General features: G+C 70.4%; 14 protein-coding genes and 1 tRNA gene. 7 read left to right on the forward strand and 8 right to left on the reverse strand.

What is annotated here, in order from left to right; translation table 11 throughout:
* Positions 1-14: 14 nt before the first annotated feature.
* Positions 15-416, reverse strand: a complete 402-nt coding sequence (locus CKO41_RS05165; protein WP_200381448.1) for a DnaJ family domain-containing protein — start codon at positions 414-416, stop codon at positions 15-17.
* 147 nt (positions 417-563) lie between these two features.
* Between CKO41_RS05165 and CKO41_RS05170 the strand changes: the two genes are divergently transcribed.
* The 5 genes from CKO41_RS05170 to CKO41_RS05190 are packed head-to-tail and all read left to right on the forward strand — an operon-like array spanning position 564 to position 5623.
* Positions 564-767 carry a hypothetical protein gene (locus tag CKO41_RS05170; RefSeq protein ID WP_200255137.1) on the forward strand — a complete coding sequence of 68 codons (204 nt, stop codon included), beginning with the start codon at positions 564-566 and terminating at the stop codon, positions 765-767.
* A 49-nt stretch (positions 768-816) separates the two neighbouring features.
* Positions 817-1017: a hypothetical protein gene (locus CKO41_RS05175; RefSeq protein WP_200255135.1), complete on the forward strand. Its 201-nt coding sequence runs from the start codon at positions 817-819 to the stop codon at positions 1015-1017.
* Between the two features lie 19 nt (positions 1018-1036).
* Positions 1037-3784 (forward strand): sensor histidine kinase, encoded by a 2748-nt coding sequence (locus CKO41_RS05180; RefSeq protein WP_200381449.1) that lies wholly within the window; start codon positions 1037-1039, stop codon positions 3782-3784.
* Entirely contained in the window at positions 3756-4130 is a 375-nt protein-coding gene (locus CKO41_RS05185) for a response regulator transcription factor (RefSeq protein WP_200253905.1), read from the forward strand. Before CKO41_RS05180 ends, CKO41_RS05185 begins: the two co-directional genes overlap by 29 nt.
* Positions 4131-4168: 38 nt before the next feature.
* Positions 4169-5623, forward strand: a complete 1455-nt coding sequence (locus tag CKO41_RS05190; protein ID WP_200253907.1) for a DUF294 nucleotidyltransferase-like domain-containing protein — start codon at positions 4169-4171, stop codon at positions 5621-5623.
* 278 nt (positions 5624-5901) lie between these two features.
* Here CKO41_RS05190 and CKO41_RS05195 read toward each other — a convergent pair whose 3' ends face one another.
* From CKO41_RS05195 to CKO41_RS05210, 4 genes are all read right to left on the reverse strand, one after another.
* Positions 5902-6369: a rhodanese-like domain-containing protein gene (locus tag CKO41_RS05195; RefSeq protein WP_200253909.1), complete on the reverse strand. Its 468-nt coding sequence runs from the start codon at positions 6367-6369 to the stop codon at positions 5902-5904.
* A complete protein-coding gene (locus CKO41_RS05200) occupies positions 6366-7064 on the reverse strand; it encodes a response regulator (protein WP_200253911.1) in 699 nt (232 codons plus the stop codon). Before CKO41_RS05200 ends, CKO41_RS05195 begins: the two co-directional genes overlap by 4 nt.
* Positions 7064-8662, reverse strand: coding sequence for a sensor histidine kinase (locus tag CKO41_RS05205; RefSeq protein ID WP_200381450.1), 1599 nt, complete (start codon positions 8660-8662; stop codon positions 7064-7066). Before CKO41_RS05205 ends, CKO41_RS05200 begins: the two co-directional genes overlap by 1 nt.
* A gap of 182 nt (positions 8663-8844) precedes the next feature.
* Positions 8845-8931, reverse strand: a tRNA-Leu gene (locus CKO41_RS05210).
* Positions 8932-9065: 134 nt separating this feature from the next.
* Between CKO41_RS05210 and rnr the strand changes: the two genes are divergently transcribed.
* Both rnr and rlmB read left to right on the forward strand, forming a co-directional pair.
* Positions 9066-11387: a ribonuclease R gene (rnr, locus tag CKO41_RS05215; RefSeq protein WP_200381451.1), complete on the forward strand. Its 2322-nt coding sequence runs from the start codon at positions 9066-9068 to the stop codon at positions 11385-11387.
* A 7-nt stretch (positions 11388-11394) separates the two neighbouring features.
* Entirely contained in the window at positions 11395-12153 is a 759-nt protein-coding gene (gene rlmB, locus CKO41_RS05220) for a 23S rRNA (guanosine(2251)-2'-O)-methyltransferase RlmB (protein WP_200381452.1), read from the forward strand.
* A 423-nt stretch (positions 12154-12576) separates the two neighbouring features.
* Here rlmB and CKO41_RS05225 read toward each other — a convergent pair whose 3' ends face one another.
* The 3 genes from CKO41_RS05225 to CKO41_RS05235 are packed head-to-tail and all read right to left on the reverse strand — an operon-like array spanning position 12577 to position 14569.
* A complete protein-coding gene (locus tag CKO41_RS05225) occupies positions 12577-13878 on the reverse strand; it encodes a hypothetical protein (protein ID WP_200381453.1) in 1302 nt (433 codons plus the stop codon).
* Positions 13875-14132, reverse strand: a complete 258-nt coding sequence (locus CKO41_RS05230) for a DUF2249 domain-containing protein (RefSeq protein WP_200254465.1) — start codon at positions 14130-14132, stop codon at positions 13875-13877. Before CKO41_RS05230 ends, CKO41_RS05225 begins: the two co-directional genes overlap by 4 nt.
* Positions 14129-14569, reverse strand: a complete 441-nt coding sequence (locus tag CKO41_RS05235) for a hemerythrin domain-containing protein (protein WP_200254463.1) — start codon at positions 14567-14569, stop codon at positions 14129-14131. Before CKO41_RS05235 ends, CKO41_RS05230 begins: the two co-directional genes overlap by 4 nt.
* Positions 14570-14664 lie beyond the last annotated feature (95 nt).

Consider the following 14664-nt stretch of genomic DNA (forward strand, 5'->3'; position numbering starts at 1 on the left):
TCACGCGCGCCGGGTCAGCCGTGCCCGAGCCGGGCCTGGAGCTTGTCGCGGTATTCGGCCTCGACGGCGCGGCCGAGGCCCTGGCCGGCCTCGCGCAGGCGCAGCTCCAGCAGGCGTAGGCGCTTCAGTTCCTGGGCACGCAGGGCCGGGTCCTCGATGCGATCGATCAGGGCCTCCACGTCGCGCACTTCCCGCAACGCCTCCAGCTCCGGGGGCAGGAAGCCCGCGTTCTTCAGCAGCAGATAGCCGGCCCGCAGGTCCTCGGGGACCATCGACAGGTCCTCCAGCGTCAGCGGCCGGCCGGCGCCCGGGAGGTCCTCGAGCTCGCCGCGGCCGATCGCGTCGCGGATCTGCCGCTCGGCGAGTTGGTCGATGAGGCCGAGGCCCGAGGCGCACGAGGTGGGTGGCGTCTTCACCGCACCAGTCTAACCCACCCCGGCGCGGGGGTCGTCGACCGCCGGGGGACGGGATCGAGTCCTATAATGAATCTTCGGCATCGCGCGGACCGGTCGCCTGCCGGGTGCGGTGCCGCGATCGCATCCAACCGAGCACGAGGGGGAGCTGTGAAACGATTCGGCATTCGCGTGACCTTGCCCGCCGGGGATCCGATGGGCGCCGCCCATCTGCTGGGCGAGGGTTGGGAGTATTTCCGCTGGTACGACACCGCCGCGGCGCGGGACGAGGCGCTCGCCGACATGGCGCGGCACCTGTCGTACTATCGGCCCGCGGATCGCGCCAGCCAGGTGCTCGAGAAGCTCGATCGCTGAGGTTGCGCACGGCGTACCCACGCACAGGATCGGGCCTCCGCGACCGACGATGCCTCATACACGCCTCCTGCACAAGCGCCTGCTCGCGGTCTTCTTGGCCGCGCTGCTGCTGTTGTTCTCGCCGCTGGTGCTGCCGCTCGAGGGGGCTGGGCGCTGGTTCGGCATCCCGGTCCTGTTCATCTACCTGTTCGCCGTCTGGGGCGGGGTGATCGCAGCGGCGGCCTGGGTGCTGTCGCGGTTGGGCGACTGACCGGGCGCGGGGCGTCGACATGATCGGTAACGCCCTGATCATCGGCCTGGCGTTCGCCTATCTCGGGCTCCTGTTCGGCGTCGCCTACTGGGCGGACCGCCGCGCCGACCAGGGCCGCTCGGTGATCGCGCACCCGACGATCTATGCGCTGTCGCTGGCGGTCTACTGCACGGCCTGGACCTTCTACGGTAGCGTCGGGCGGGCGGCGGCGAGTGGCCTCGACTTCCTCACCATCTACCTCGGGCCGACGCTGATGGCGCTGCTCTGGGGTTCGTTGTTGGTCAAGATGGTCCGCGTCAGCAAGGCCGAGCGGATCACCTCGATCGCCGACTTCATCGGCTCGCGCTATGGCAAGAGCCAGGTCCTCGGTGGGCTGGTGACCGTGATCGCGGTCGTCGGCGTCGTGCCCTATATCGCCCTGCAGCTCAAGGCGATCGCCTGGAGCTTCCAGATCCTCCACCACTACCCCGAGGTGCGGATGCCCGGCGACGGGGACCAGCCGCTGTGGGGCGATACGGCCTTCGTCATCGCGCTGTTGCTCGCGGCCTTCACGATCCTCTTCGGGACCCGTCAGCTCGACGCCAGCGAACGGCACGAGGGGCTGGTCGCGGCGATTGCGGTCGAGTCGCTGGTCAAGCTAGTCGCCTTCCTCGTCGCCGGTGTCTACATCACCTACCGGCTGCTGAACCTCGAGGGCGTCGCGCCGCCGCCGTCGCTGCCGCCGTTGTCGCCGGACATCCCGCCGCTGCTCGATTGGCTGGCGATCTCGGGCCTTGCGGCCCTGGCGGTGATGCTGCTGCCGCGCCAGTTCCAGGTGGCCGTCGTCGAGAACGGCGACGTGCGCCACGTGCGCCGCGCCATCTGGCTGTTTCCGCTCTATCTGTTTCTAATCAATCTGTTCGTGTTGCCGATCGCAGTCGCCGGGCTGGTCGTCTTCCCCGACGGCGACGTCGACGCCGACACCTTCATGTTGACGCTGCCGATCGCCTTCGAGCAACCCTGGCTGGCGCTGCTGGTCTTCGTCGGCGGGCTGTCGGCGGCGACCGGCATGGTCATCGTCGAGACCATCGCGCTCTCGACCATGGTCAGCAACGACCTGATCCTGCCGCTCCTGCTGCGACGCGCGCGCGGCCGCTCGCCGCCGGCCGACCTCGGGCGGCGGCTGCTCGCGATCCGCCGTGGGGCGATCGTCGCGATCCTGCTGCTCGGCTATCTCTACTATCGGTTCGCCGGCGAGGCCTATGCGCTGGTCAGCATCGGCCTGATCAGCTTCGTCGCCGTGGCCCAGTTCGCGCCGGCCGTGATCGGCGGCCTCTACTGGCGCGGCGGCACCCGCGAGGGGGCGCTGGCGGGGCTGAGCGCCGGCTTTCTCGTCTGGGTCTACACCCTGTTGCTGCCGTCGTTCGCCAAGTCCGCCTGGCTGCCGGTGGCCTTCATGGAGTCCGGCCCGGGCGGGCTCGATCTGCTGGCACCGCTCGCGCTGTTCGGCGTCGTCGGCTGGAACGAGATCACCCATGGGCTGTTCTGGAGCCTGACGGCCAATATCGTTGCCTTCGTCGCGGTCTCGGCGCTGCGCGAGCCCAATGCCGTCGAGGCCGCGCAGGCGCGGCTGTTCGTCGATGTCGAGCGGCGCGCCGCCCTGAAGCGGGCGACCCTCTGGCGCGGTAGCGCCGAGGTCGCCGAGCTGAGGGCGCTGGCCGAACGGTTCCTCGGTGTCGAGCGCACGCAGGCCGCCTTCGGCCGGTTCGCGCAGGCGCGCGGCATCGCCGATCCGGCGGCCCTGCCGGCCGATGGCGAGACCGTCGACTTTGCCGAAACCCTGCTCTCGGGGGCGGTCGGCGGTGCCTCGGCACGGGTCATGGTGGCCTCGGTCACCGACGAGGAGGCGATCGGCCTCGACGAGGTCCTGAGCATCCTCGACGAGGCCTCGCAGATCCGCGCCTACAGCCGCGAGCTGGAGCGCAAATCGCTCGCCCTGGAGGCGGCGACGGCCGAGCTGCGCGAGGCCAACCGGCGCCTCACCGAGCTCGACCGGATGAAGGACGACTTCATGTCCTCGGTCACCCACGAGCTGCGCACGCCGCTCGCCTCGATCCGCGCCTTCTCCGAGATCCTCCACGACGACCCGGATCTGCCGCTGGAGCAACGCCGGCGTTTCCTCGGGATCCTGGTCAGCGAGACCGAGCGGCTCTCGCGCCTGGTCAGCCAGGTCCTGGATCTGGCCAAGATCGAGTCCGGCCACGTCGACTGGCGCACCGAGGTCGTGTCGCTGCAGGCGGTGATCGACCAGGCCCTCGCCGCGACCGGGCGACTCGTCGCCGAGCGGGGCATCGAGGTCCGCCAGGATGTCCCGGCGGCACCGGCGCTGGTCTGGGCCGATCGCGACCGCCTGGTCCAGGTGCTCGTCAACCTGCTCTCGAACGCCGCCAAGTTCGCGCCGCCGGCCGCCGGGCGGGTCGGCATCCGCCTCGTCGCGGCGGGCCCCGGCTGGCGCCTCTGCGTGAGCGACAACGGCCCCGGGATCCCCGAGGCCGATCGCGGCCTGGTATTCGAGAAGTTCCGCCAGTCGGCGAGCGGCGGCAAGCCGCTCGGCACCGGGCTCGGCCTGCCGATCAGCCGCCAGATCGTCGAACACCTGGGCGGTCGCCTGTGGGTCGCGGGTGGGACGGGAAAAGGTGCTACCCTTTGCTTCGAACTTCCCGCCCATCGACCGGCCCAGGCGGAGCGAGGATCCGACTATGACCAAACGCATCCTGATCATCGATGACGAGCCCAATATCGTCATATCGCTCGAATTCCTGATGACGCGCGAGGGTCATGAGGTGCGGGTCGCCGGTGACGGGGAGGCGGGCCTGGCCGAGGCGCGGCGCTGCCGGCCGGACCTGATCGTCCTCGACGTCATGATGCCGAAGCTCGATGGCTTCGCGGTGCTCGAGGCGCTGCGCGCCGATCCGGACCTGGCCGCGACGCCGGTCCTGATGCTGACCGCCAAGGGGCGCGAGGCCGAGCGGCGCAAGGGCCTCGAGCTGGGCGCCGAGGCCTACATGCCCAAGCCCTTCTCGACCCGCGACCTGGTCAGGAAGATCGCCGAGCTGCTCGCGCGGGACGCCTGAGGGGGACCGGCGCCGAGCCATCACCAGCCGGGGGAGCCATGAGCGAGATCCAGGCCCGGGCCGCCGCGCCCGACACCGCATCCGATCAGGTCCCGTTGCGTGCGCTGGCGCGGTCGCGGCCGGTCGTCGTGGCGCCGGCGAGCACGGTGCGCGCGACGCTCCAGCGGATCGCCGAGGCGGGGGGCGATGTGGCCATCGTCGCCGATCCGACCAGCGGCCTGCCGCTCGGGCTGATCCGGCTGCCCGAGATGTTGTCGTTGATCGATGAGAGCGGCGGGCTCGATGGGCCGGTCGCCGCGGCGATGCTCGGTGCGCCGCTGACGATCGCCGCCGATGCCCCGGCGCACCGTGCCCGGGTGATGATGGCCAAGCGCGGCGTCGCCCATGTCTTGCTGACCGAACCGGACGGCCGCCTCTTCGGCCTGGTCGGGCAGGCCGACCTGCTCGGGCCGCGCGTTGCCGGCGCCGAGGCCCTGATCGGCGCGATCAACGCGGCGCGCGACCTCGCGGCGATGACCGCGGCGGCCGATGCCGTGCGCCGCCGCGCCGCCGAGTTGCTGCGCTCCGGGATGGCCGTCGAGCCACTCTGCCAGTGGCTCTCGGGCCTCAACGACCTGATCGGGATGCGCACGATCGAGCTGATCGAGGACGAGTACGACCTGCCGCCCGTGCCCTGGTGCTGGATGGTCTTCGGCTCCGAGGGTCGCATGGAGCAGACCTTCGCCACCGACCAGGACAATGGGCTGCTCTTCGTGCCGTCGGCGCCCGAGCGCACCGAAGAGGTGCGACAGGCCTTCCTACCGTTCGCCAGGGCGGTCAACGAGGCCCTGCACCACTGCGGCTTCGAGCGCTGTCGCGGCGGGATCATGGCCGGCAACGCGGCCTGCTGCCTGAGCGCCGAGGAGTGGCAGGGGCGCTTCGCCGCCTGGCTGCGCGTGCCGCAGCCGCAGGCGCTGCTCAACGGCACCATCTTCTTCGATTTCCGCCCGCTCTACGGCAACGACGAGCCCGTGGATCGGCTGCGTGCCTGGCTCGCTGCCGAGGCGCCCGGCCATGATCGGTTCTTTCGCGCGCTCGCCGAGCAGGCCCTGGCCGTCGCGCCGCCGCTCGGCTGGGGCGGGCGGCTGCGATCGGATCGCAACCGCGAACACCCGCGCACGATCGATCTGAAGGTGCGTGGCGCACGGCTGTTCACCGATGCCGCGCGCCTGTGGGCGCTGCGCGAGGGGGTCTGGGCGACCGGCACCGCCGATCGGTTGCGGGCCGTCGCCGCCGCGCGCCGTTGGGGCGGCGCGGATACGGCCGCCGAGATCGAGGCCTTCCACCTGGTGCAGCGCTTCCGCTTCGAGCGCCAGCTTCAGACCCGGGACCCGGAGGCGGCCAACCGGGTCGCCCCGTCGGCCCTCAACGAGCTGCGGCGGATGATGCTGAAGGAGGCCCTGCGCCAGGCGCGCCGCCTCCAGCTGCGCCTACGCCAGGAGCACGGGCTCTGAGGGGACGGGCGGTCAGGCGACTCCCGGAAGAGAACGCACCCGGCTTGCGCGGCTGTCCATCGAACCGAAGAGCGGCCGTTGGACGGTGCGCGACGCGCATCGGACACCGTAGCAGCCTCCACCGAGCGGGTGAGCCGGATTCACGCAAGGCCTCTTTACCGTTGGCTGACGGCTGACGGCTGACGGCTGACGGCTGACGGCTGACGGCTGACGGCTGGAAGCTGACGGCTGGAAGCTGATGGCCCCATCGAGAGGTCTCTTGTCCCGCGGGAGTTGCCTCAGTCCCTCGGGCGCAGCTGCTCGGGGCGCAGGCGGGGCGTGAAGTAGACGTCGGCCTCGTCGAGGTCCACCGGCGCCCCGGCGCCATCGACGAGCGGCTGCTCGTAGTCCTTCCAGCCGCGCAGGCCGGTCTGCAGCGAGGCGACGTCCTGGTAGCCGAGGACGATCAGCGAGTTGGCCGCGAGCACGCTGCGGTGCCCGGAGCGGCAGACGAGGACGACCTCGCGCGCACGGGCCTCCACCAGCTCCGGGATGGTCTCCTCGTAGTCCCACTCGCAGGCCGACTCCAGGATACCGCGCGGCACGTTGAGCGAGCCGGCGATGTGCATCGCCTCGAACTCGTAGGGCTCGCGCACGTCGACGATCAGCAGGTCCGGGTTGGCGGCAAGCCGCTCGACCAGATCCCAGGGCATGATCTCCCGCACGTCGGCCAGGCAGTCTTGGATCAACGCGAGAAAATTCTTCATCGATCTTCCTCGAATGGTGCGCGGTCGGTCGCGCCCGCGGCATCGCGCGGCTGGCCGCGCAGGCAGAGGCTGTTCTCGACGGCGATGACGGCGGCCTCGACCCGCGAGTGCACCGCGAGCTTGCGCAGGATCGCCTTGACGTGGAGCTTGACCGTGCCCTCGGTGATCCCCAGGCTGCGGGCGATCACCTTGTTGCTGTGCCCGCCGGCCAGGTGGCAGAGGATCTCCAGCTCGCGCGGTGTGAGCTCGGAGAAGGTCTTCTGCGGCTGGGCGGGCTTGGCTGCCGCCTGCACGGCCTTGGCCAGGATGCCGGTGAGGTCCGGGGCGACCGTCGTGCGCCCGGCGACGATCTCACCGAGGGCCGCGATCAGCTCGTCGGGCTCCATGTCCTTGAGCAGGTAGCCCTGCGCGCCCTCGCGCAGCGATTCGATGACGTCGTGCTCATCGGTGCTGGTCGTGAGCATCGCGATCGGCAGGGTCGGGTGTTCGGCGCGCAGCCGGCGCAGGACCTCTAGACCGCTCGCCTCGGGCATGCGCATGTCGAGCAGGACGACGTCGGGGGCGGTCTGGGCGGCCAGGCGGCGGCCCTCGTGGCAGTCGCCGACGGCACCGACGACCGTGATGCCGCGCCGCTCCAGCAGCTCTTGCAGGCCGACGCGAAACAGCGCGTGGTCGTCGATCAAGAGGACGCGCATCAGGCCGCCGCCGCCACCGGCGGGCGCGTGCGGCGCTGCGCCGTGAAGAAGAGCTCGACCCGGGTGCCCTCGCCGGGTTCGCTCTCGATGCGCAGCTCGGCCCCGATGCGCCGCGCCCGCTCTTCCATGATCGAGAGGCCGATGTGCTCGCCTGGGCGCGCGTCGCGCGTCGGGGCGTTGAAGCCGACCCCGTCGTCCTCGACCAGGATCACATAGGTGCCGCTGGCCTCGCGGGTCAGGAGGAGCCGGACCATGTGGGCCTGGGCGTGCTTGCGGATGTTCGCCAGGGCCTCCTGGACGATGCGCAGGATCTGGAGCTCCTCGGTCGCGGTCAGCTCGAAGGGCCGGCAGTTGTCCTGGAAGAAGACGTGCACGCCGGTCTCCTGGCCGAAGCGCTCGGTGAGCTTGGCCAGCGCCGGGACCAGTCCGCGGCGGTCGAGCGGCGCGCGGAAGCTCGCAAGCAGCTCGCGCAGTTCGGTGTTGGCCTCGTCGAGGCCGTTGCGGATGCGACCCAGATCGCTGTGGGCCTCGGCCGGGATCGCGCTACCGGCCAGCGAGTCGGCGAGGAGCCGGCACTGGAAGCGCAGGCTGGCCAGCGTCTGGGCGAGCGAGTCGTGCAGCTCGTGGGCGAGCGAGTTGCGTTCCTCGACGAGCGACAGACGCTGGGTCTCGGCATCGGAGCGGTACTTGGCGACGGCCACCCCGAGGTGATGGCCGACGGTCGCGAGCAGGTCCTGGATGTCCTCGCGCGCGCGGATGCCCGGCTTGTCGATGACGATGGTGTAGAGGCCGAGCTGCTCGCCGTGATAGTCGAGCGGCACGCTCACGACCTCGACCTCCTCGCTCGTGAACATGTGTCGTCCATAGAGGCTCGCGCAGAGACGCGCCTCGTTGTCGCAGACGACGTCGCCGGGCGAGAGGGCGGTGCCGCAGAGGCAGAGATCGACCGGGGCCATGTCCGCATCGTGCACCAGCCTGTCGTCGAGGCCGATCGCGCCGATCAGGCGCTGGTGGCCGTCGGGCATCGTCAGGCGCACCGTCGCCGCGCAGCCGTTGATCATCTGCTTGAGGACGCGCAGGAAACGCAGCAGCAGGTCTTCGAGGTCCTCGGCCTGGTTGATGGTCGCCGCGACGTCGTAGAGGATCTTGAGCGAGGCGGTCTTCTGGGCGAGGCGCTGCGTCTGGCGTGCCACGCGGCTGTCCATCTCCTCGTAGAGCTCGGTGAGCTCCTCGTTGAGGCTCGCGATGTCGTGGGCCAGGCCGTCGAGGACGCCCATCTCTTGCAGGCCGCGGCTCGCCCCGGGCTCGCCCTGGCAGACCCGGGTGACCGAGCGGTGCAGCTCGACGAGCGGGCGCAGCAACAGGCGATCGAGCCGCCACGCGATCATGACGACGGCGATCAGGGCGACGACGAGGAAGGGCAGGCCGACGCGCAGCGGGTCGATTCGCGCCGCGCCGAGGGCATCGAGCAGCAGCGCGGTGATGGCGGCGAGGAGCGCGACGAGGAGCGCCAGCGATGGGGCGATGAGCCCGGAGGCGGCCAGCAACGGCCAGACCCCGCTGGTCGCGCGTGGGTGGCGGGATGGATCGACGGTCATGTGCAGGTATCCGGCGGCCTCGCCACCTATGGGCGACGGCTGTACGATAGCAAACCGTCCCGGCCCCTGGAGCGACAATCCGCAAACGGGCCGCATCTTCGCCGAACGAAAAAGGGGCGCTGCTCGCGAGCAGCGCCCCTCTTGGATCGTACGGGCCGGGCCTATGCCTGGCCTGTGCAATTTGGTGCCGAGGAGAGGACTTGAACCTCCACGAGCTTTCGCCCACTAGTACCTGAAACTAGCGCGTCTACCACTTCCGCCACCTCGGCAGGTGACTCGTTCGGGCGGGGCCGCGCTGCCTCACTAGGATTGCGCCCCCGACCGGAAGGACCGCAATCCTAGTGAGACAGGGCGGCCTTGTCAAGGGTACACTAACCACCTTTGAGCAGATACGAGCCCAGTTGTGGCAAAGCGAAATCGAGACGACAAGACCCCGAGGGATTTGGATCCCCATCACCAACGCGAAGCGAAGAAGTACGCCAAGCCGATCCCGAGCCGGGAATACATCCAGCAGGTCCTGAAGGAGGCGGGCGTGCCGCTCGCGTTCGCCGACGTCGCGAGCGCCCTCGCGCTCCAGGACGAGGAGGACCTGCTCGCCCTGGAGCGGCGCCTCGGCGCGATGGTCCGCGATGGCCAACTGGTGCGCAACCGCCGGGACGCCTTCTGTCTCGTCAACAAGCGCGACCTCATCGTCGGGCGGGTCATCGGCCACCCGGACGGCTTCGGCTTCGTCAAGCCGGACGACGGCGGCGACGACCTGTATCTCTATCCGAAGGAGATGCGCGCGCTGTTCCACAGTGACCGGGTCGTCGTGCGCGTCACCGGGCAGGACCGCCGCGGGCGGCTCGAGGCGGCGGTCGTCGAGATCCTCGAGCGCGGTACCCGCACCGTCGTCGGACGGCTCTATCAGGAGAGCGGCGTCGGCTTCGTCAAGCCCGACAACAAGCGCCTGAACCATTACATCGTCATCCCGCGCGATCGCCTCGATGGGGCCCGGACCGGGCAGATCGTCGTCGCCGAGATCACCGACCAGCCGACCAAGCATACACAGCCGATCGGGCGCATCCTCGAGGTCCTCGGCGATCACATGGCCCCGGGCATGGAGACGGACATCGCGATCCGCACCCATGACCTGCCGGTCGCCTGGCCGCCCGAGGTCGAGGCCGAGAGCGCCGCCTTCACGAGCGAGGTGCCCGAGCAGGACAAGGCCGGGCGGACCGACCTGCGCCGGTTGCCGCTGGTGACGATCGACGGCGCCGACGCGCGCGACTTCGACGACGCCGTCTACTGCGAGCGGACGCCCAAGGGTTGGAAGCTGCTGGTCTGCATCGCCGACGTCTCGGCCTATGTGGTGCCTGGCTCGGCGCTCGATGTCGAGGCCTTCGCCCGCGGCAACTCGGTCTATTTTCCCGACCGCGTCGTGCCGATGCTGCCCGAGGTCCTCTCTAACGGCCTCTGCTCGCTGAACCCGCAGGTCGATCGCCTCTGCATGACCTGCGAGCTCTATCTCAGCGACGCCGGCAAGGTGACCCGCTCGCGCTTCTTCGCCGCGGTGATGCGCTCGCACGCGCGTCTGACCTACGACGAGGTCGCGGCCATGATCGTCGACGGCGACCCCGAGCTCTGCGCCCGCCATGCCGAGCTCTTGCCGCACCTGCACGAGCTCCATGCCCTGTATCGCGTTCTGCACGCCACCCGCGCCGAGCGCGGCGCGATCGACTTCGATACCACCGAGACCAAGTTCCAGTTCAACGAACAGGGGCGGATCGAGGCGGTCGTGCCGCTCGTGCGCAACGATGCCCACCGTCTCATCGAAGAGTGCATGTTGGCGGCCAACGTCGCCGCCGCGCGGCTCTTCGAGCGCAAGCGGATGCCGGCCCTGTACCGCATCCACGAGACGCCGAACGATGAGAAGGTCACCGACCTGCGCGAATTCCTCGGCCAGCTCGGCCTGAAGCTGCCCGGGCGCGCGAAGAAGCCGACGACGCAGGACTTCGCGGCCCTGCTCGAGGCGGTCAAGGACCGGCCCGACCGTCACCTGATCCAGACGGTCCTGCTGCGCTCGATGCAGCAGGCGATGTACAGCTCGGACAATGTCGGCCACTTCGGGCTGGCCTATCCGGCCTACACCCATTTTACGTCGCCGATCCGCCGCTATCCGGACCTGATCGTGCACCGGATCATCAAGCACATCCTCGCCGGGGGCACGGCGGCCGACCTCGAGTACTCCAAGCCGCAGCTCCAAGGGATCGGCGAGCAGTGTTCGGGGACCGAGCGGCGCGCCGACGAGGCGACGCGCGACGCCGAGGCCTGGCTGAAGTGCGAGTTCATGCAGGACAAGCTCGGCGAGGAGTTCGAGGGCACCATCACGAGCGTCAACTCGTTCGGCCTGTTCGTCGAGCTCGACGACATCTACATCGACGGCCTCGTCCACATCACGGCCCTCGACAACGACTACTACCACTTCGATCCGGTCGGGCGGCGCCTGACCGGCGAGCGCACCGGCACCGTCTACCGCCTCGGCGACCGGCTGCGGGTCAAGCTCGCCGCCGTCAACCTCGACGAGCGCAAGATCGACTTCGTGCTGGCCCCGAGCGGGGCGCAGGGTGGGGCGGCGGCCGGGCGGGGCAAGGGGAGCGGCAAGGGCCAAGGTGGGAAGGGCCAACCTGGAAAGGGCCAGGGCGAGGCGCCGAGCCGCCGCTCCAGACGGCGCCGCAAGGGCTGAGGGCGCGATGTCCGAGCGCGATCTCGCCCCGGTGGGGGGGATCCACAGCGTGCGGATCGCGTTGCGCTCGGACGCCGACGCGGTCGCCGAGATCTGGCTCGAGCGCGACCGCCGCGACCGCCGGCTGGCCGAGCTCGCCGCCCTCGCCCAGCAGGCCGGGGTCAGGATCCGCCAAGTCGCCCGCGCGGAACTCGATGCCGTCGGCGACGGGCTCAATCACCAGGGGGCGCTGGCCTGGGTGCGACCGCGCGCACCGGGGCGCGAGGCCGACCTCGAGGCCATCCTCGCCGCGGCCGCCGGGCCGCCGTTGCTGCTGATCCTCGACGAGGTCCAGGACCCGCACAACCTCGGGGCCTGCCTGCGCACGGCCGACGCCGCCGGGGTCGACGCCGTCATCGCGCCGCGCGACAACGCGGTCGGCCTCACGCCGGTCGTCGTCAAGGTCGCGAGCGGTGCCGCGGCCACCGTGCCCTACATCCAGGTGACGAACCTGGCGCGCACGATGGCGGCGCTGCAGGCGCGCGGCGTCTGGCTCATCGGTACGGCCGGCGAGGCCGATCAGGCGCTCTTCGACGCCGACTTGACTGGCCCGTTGGCGCTCGTGATGGGCAGCGAGGGCCGCGGGCTGCGGCGCCTGACCCGCGAACGCTGCGACGGCCTCGTGCGCCTGCCGATGCTCGGTCGGGTCGAGAGCCTGAACGTGTCGGTCGCCACCGGCATCTGCCTCTACGAGGCGCTGCGCCAGCGCCGCCCGGCCGCACCCTGAGCGCCCTCGAAAGATTGCCATCCGGGCAATCTCCTAAAAGGCGCATCTGCTTCGCCTCATTTTCAGTCGCCTCGGCGACTGGCAATGGCCGGGCGTCCTTGCCGCACTCGGGCACCTTCGATTTCTCAAGGTGCCCCTCAGGGAAACCCTGATAAATCACGGGAAAATTCCGACGTCCTCGCCGGGTCGAAGGGGGGGACGAATGCCGGCCCCTGTGCCATCCTATAACCGTCGCCAAAGAAAGGAACCTCACGGATGGGTCCATGTGCAGGGAGCACGCGCAGGGACGCCCCCCCGACCAAGCCCGGCGACAGCACCCCCGCGACAAGGATTGTGGCGGGGTTTTTTTTGCCCGAATCACCACGCTCGACGACGTCGGTCTTCGTGGATCCCGATCCGTGAAACACGTCGCCCGATCGGTCGTCACGACGCGCCCAGTTCGCCCCGATAGCGGCCGATGGCCTGCGCCAGGTTCCAGGTCAAGAGGGCGTTCGAACCGGCGAAGGCGATGAGCGCCGGCGCCCACAGGGATGGCCAAGGGAGCGCGACCCCCCCGGCCAGCAGCGCGGTCAGGTGCAGACCCAGTTGGAGGCGGGCGCGCGGCGGGGCGATGATCTCGTGCATCGTCGGGATCCGCCGACCCGGTCGGGGGTGGCGGGCGCGGGCCTGGTTCAGGTGCAGCCAGACGAGGAAGGGCAGGATCTTGTAGAGCATCCCGTTGATGATCGAGATTGCGAACCCGACGACGAAGAGCCACGCGAGCATCAGCGGCCAGGCGGGCTGACGGGCGAGCGCGGGCCAGAGCGAGCCGGTCGCCCAGAGCAGGACCGCGGCGAGCAGGGCCAGCAGGCCGATCCGCCAGAAGGTCAGGGTGACATCGGCGATGCGCCGGCGCCGCTGCGCCTGGAGCCGTAGTGTGACGAGCGCGAAGGCGGCGAGGGCCAGCGCGGTCAGGCCCGTCGCGAGCGGGGCCAGCGCGGTCGTCCACGGGGAGGCCGGTCCGGTCTCGGCGATCGTCAGCAGGCCCAACTGGACGAACACGAACGGGGCATACAGGCGGGCGAAGGCGCGCGGGTATTCCGGCGTCATCTGAAACATCGGTACCACCTGATAGGCGACGCCGGCGATCAGCAGCCCGACCCAACCGACCAGGCCCCAGGCCAGGTGCAGGTCGGTCATCGTGCGTGGCAGCGGCCAGCCGAGGCCGAGGTGGCCACTCGCCAGCGACGCGCCGAGCAGCAGGGTCGCGAGCAACGACAGCACCGCCAGCCAGAGGGCGGCGATCGTCGGGCCGCCGGCCGGGCTGCGCGTCAGGCTGACCAGAGCGCTGGCGATGAAGAGCAGGATGCTACCGACGACCAACCCCCCGCCGAGGCCGACCGCCCAGGGCCGCGTCGCCATCAGCCCCAGTGCGAGCAGGGGCGTGCCGAGCGCGAGCAGGGCGAAGAGCAGCAGACCGACGACCCGCCCGCGCGGGACCGGCGACCCGGCGACGACCGGCAGCATCTGCTGCATCGCCCCGAACATGACCATCATCGGATACCCGAGCACCAGCAGATGGGTAGCGCCGATCAGGGTCGGCGACCAGCGCGACGGCAGGGGCGGTGCGCCGATGATCAGGGCCAGCGCGAACAGGGTCCCGAACAGCGGCGCCGCGATCATGAAGGGGGTCGGTATCCACAGGGGCGGCGTGCGTTCGAGCGACAGACCCGCGAGGCCCATCATGTCGGTGCCTCCGGGACCGGGCCGTCGGCACGCCAGATGAGGATCTCGAAGGGGCAGTCGGGCGGCGTGCGCACCCGGTGATCGAAGCCCAAATCGGCCAAGATCGGGTACAGCGGAAAGGGTTCGCGCCGGTGGCGCAGCCGCAGCAGGTCGCCGGCGGCGAGCGCCGGCAGGGCATCGAGGACGCGCTCCATCGGCTCGGGCGGTGGCAGGTCGCGGACATCCAGCGTCATGACTCGGGGCGCGTGGGTCATCGCGCGAACGCCTGCACCTGATCCAACAGGGCCGCGCGTTGCGGCGCCAGGCAGCGGTCGGCCAGCGGATAGAGGATCTGTTCCTCCTTGACGTTGTGCAGCTGGATCAGCGTCATCAGGGTCTCCAGGAGGCCGAGGCCGGTGCCCTGGTCGCGCCCCTCGACCGCCGCCCGCGCCTCCCCGAGCAGGGCGCGCATCTGCGCGTGCTCGCGCCGCATCACCTCGGTCGGCCCCAGCGTGCCCCCATTGGCCGCCTCGATGGCCGGGAACAGGATCTCCTCCTCGCGGCCCAGGTGCCGCTCCAGGTCCTGCTCGAAGCGCGCCAGCCGCGCCTCGGCGTCGGCCCACTCATCGGCCGCGACGGCCGCCTCGAGGTCGGCGAGGCGGTGGTCGCACGCGCGGTGGTCGGTCGTGAAGAAGGTCTCGATCGTCGTCATGGCTTCGGTCTCCGCAGGGTATGGGCGGGAACCTAGCAGGCGGCGGCGCGGCGCGAACTTGACCTTGGTCAAACGGCGTCCGCCGGGGCGAACGG

Source organism: Thiococcus pfennigii, assembly GCF_016583835.1.
In the GTDB taxonomy this organism is placed as follows: domain Bacteria; phylum Pseudomonadota; class Gammaproteobacteria; order Chromatiales; family Chromatiaceae; genus Thiococcus; species Thiococcus pfennigii.

Bases quoted from the DNA above. Each gene is read 5' to 3' on its own strand.
- CKO41_RS05175 (WP_200255135.1), top strand. From the start codon at position 817: ATGCCTCATACACGCCTCCTGCACAAGCGCCTGCTCGCGGTCTTCTTG.
- CKO41_RS05180 (WP_200381449.1), top strand. From the start codon at position 1,037: ATGATCGGTAACGCCCTGATCATCGGCCTGGCGTTCGCCTATCTCGGG.
- CKO41_RS05185 (WP_200253905.1), top strand. From the start codon at position 3,756: ATGACCAAACGCATCCTGATCATCGATGACGAGCCCAATATCGTCATA.
- CKO41_RS05190 (WP_200253907.1), top strand. From the start codon at position 4,169: ATGAGCGAGATCCAGGCCCGGGCCGCCGCGCCCGACACCGCATCCGAT.
- CKO41_RS05195 (WP_200253909.1), bottom strand. From the start codon at position 6,369: ATGAAGAATTTTCTCGCGTTGATCCAAGACTGCCTGGCCGACGTGCGG.
- CKO41_RS05200 (WP_200253911.1), bottom strand. From the start codon at position 7,064: ATGCGCGTCCTCTTGATCGACGACCACGCGCTGTTTCGCGTCGGCCTG.
- CKO41_RS05205 (WP_200381450.1), bottom strand. From the start codon at position 8,662: ATGACCGTCGATCCATCCCGCCACCCACGCGCGACCAGCGGGGTCTGG.
- rlmB (WP_200381452.1), top strand. From the start codon at position 11,395: ATGTCCGAGCGCGATCTCGCCCCGGTGGGGGGGATCCACAGCGTGCGG.
- CKO41_RS05225 (WP_200381453.1), bottom strand. From the start codon at position 13,878: ATGATGGGCCTCGCGGGTCTGTCGCTCGAACGCACGCCGCCCCTGTGG.
- CKO41_RS05230 (WP_200254465.1), bottom strand. From the start codon at position 14,132: ATGACCCACGCGCCCCGAGTCATGACGCTGGATGTCCGCGACCTGCCA.
- CKO41_RS05235 (WP_200254463.1), bottom strand. From the start codon at position 14,569: ATGACGACGATCGAGACCTTCTTCACGACCGACCACCGCGCGTGCGAC.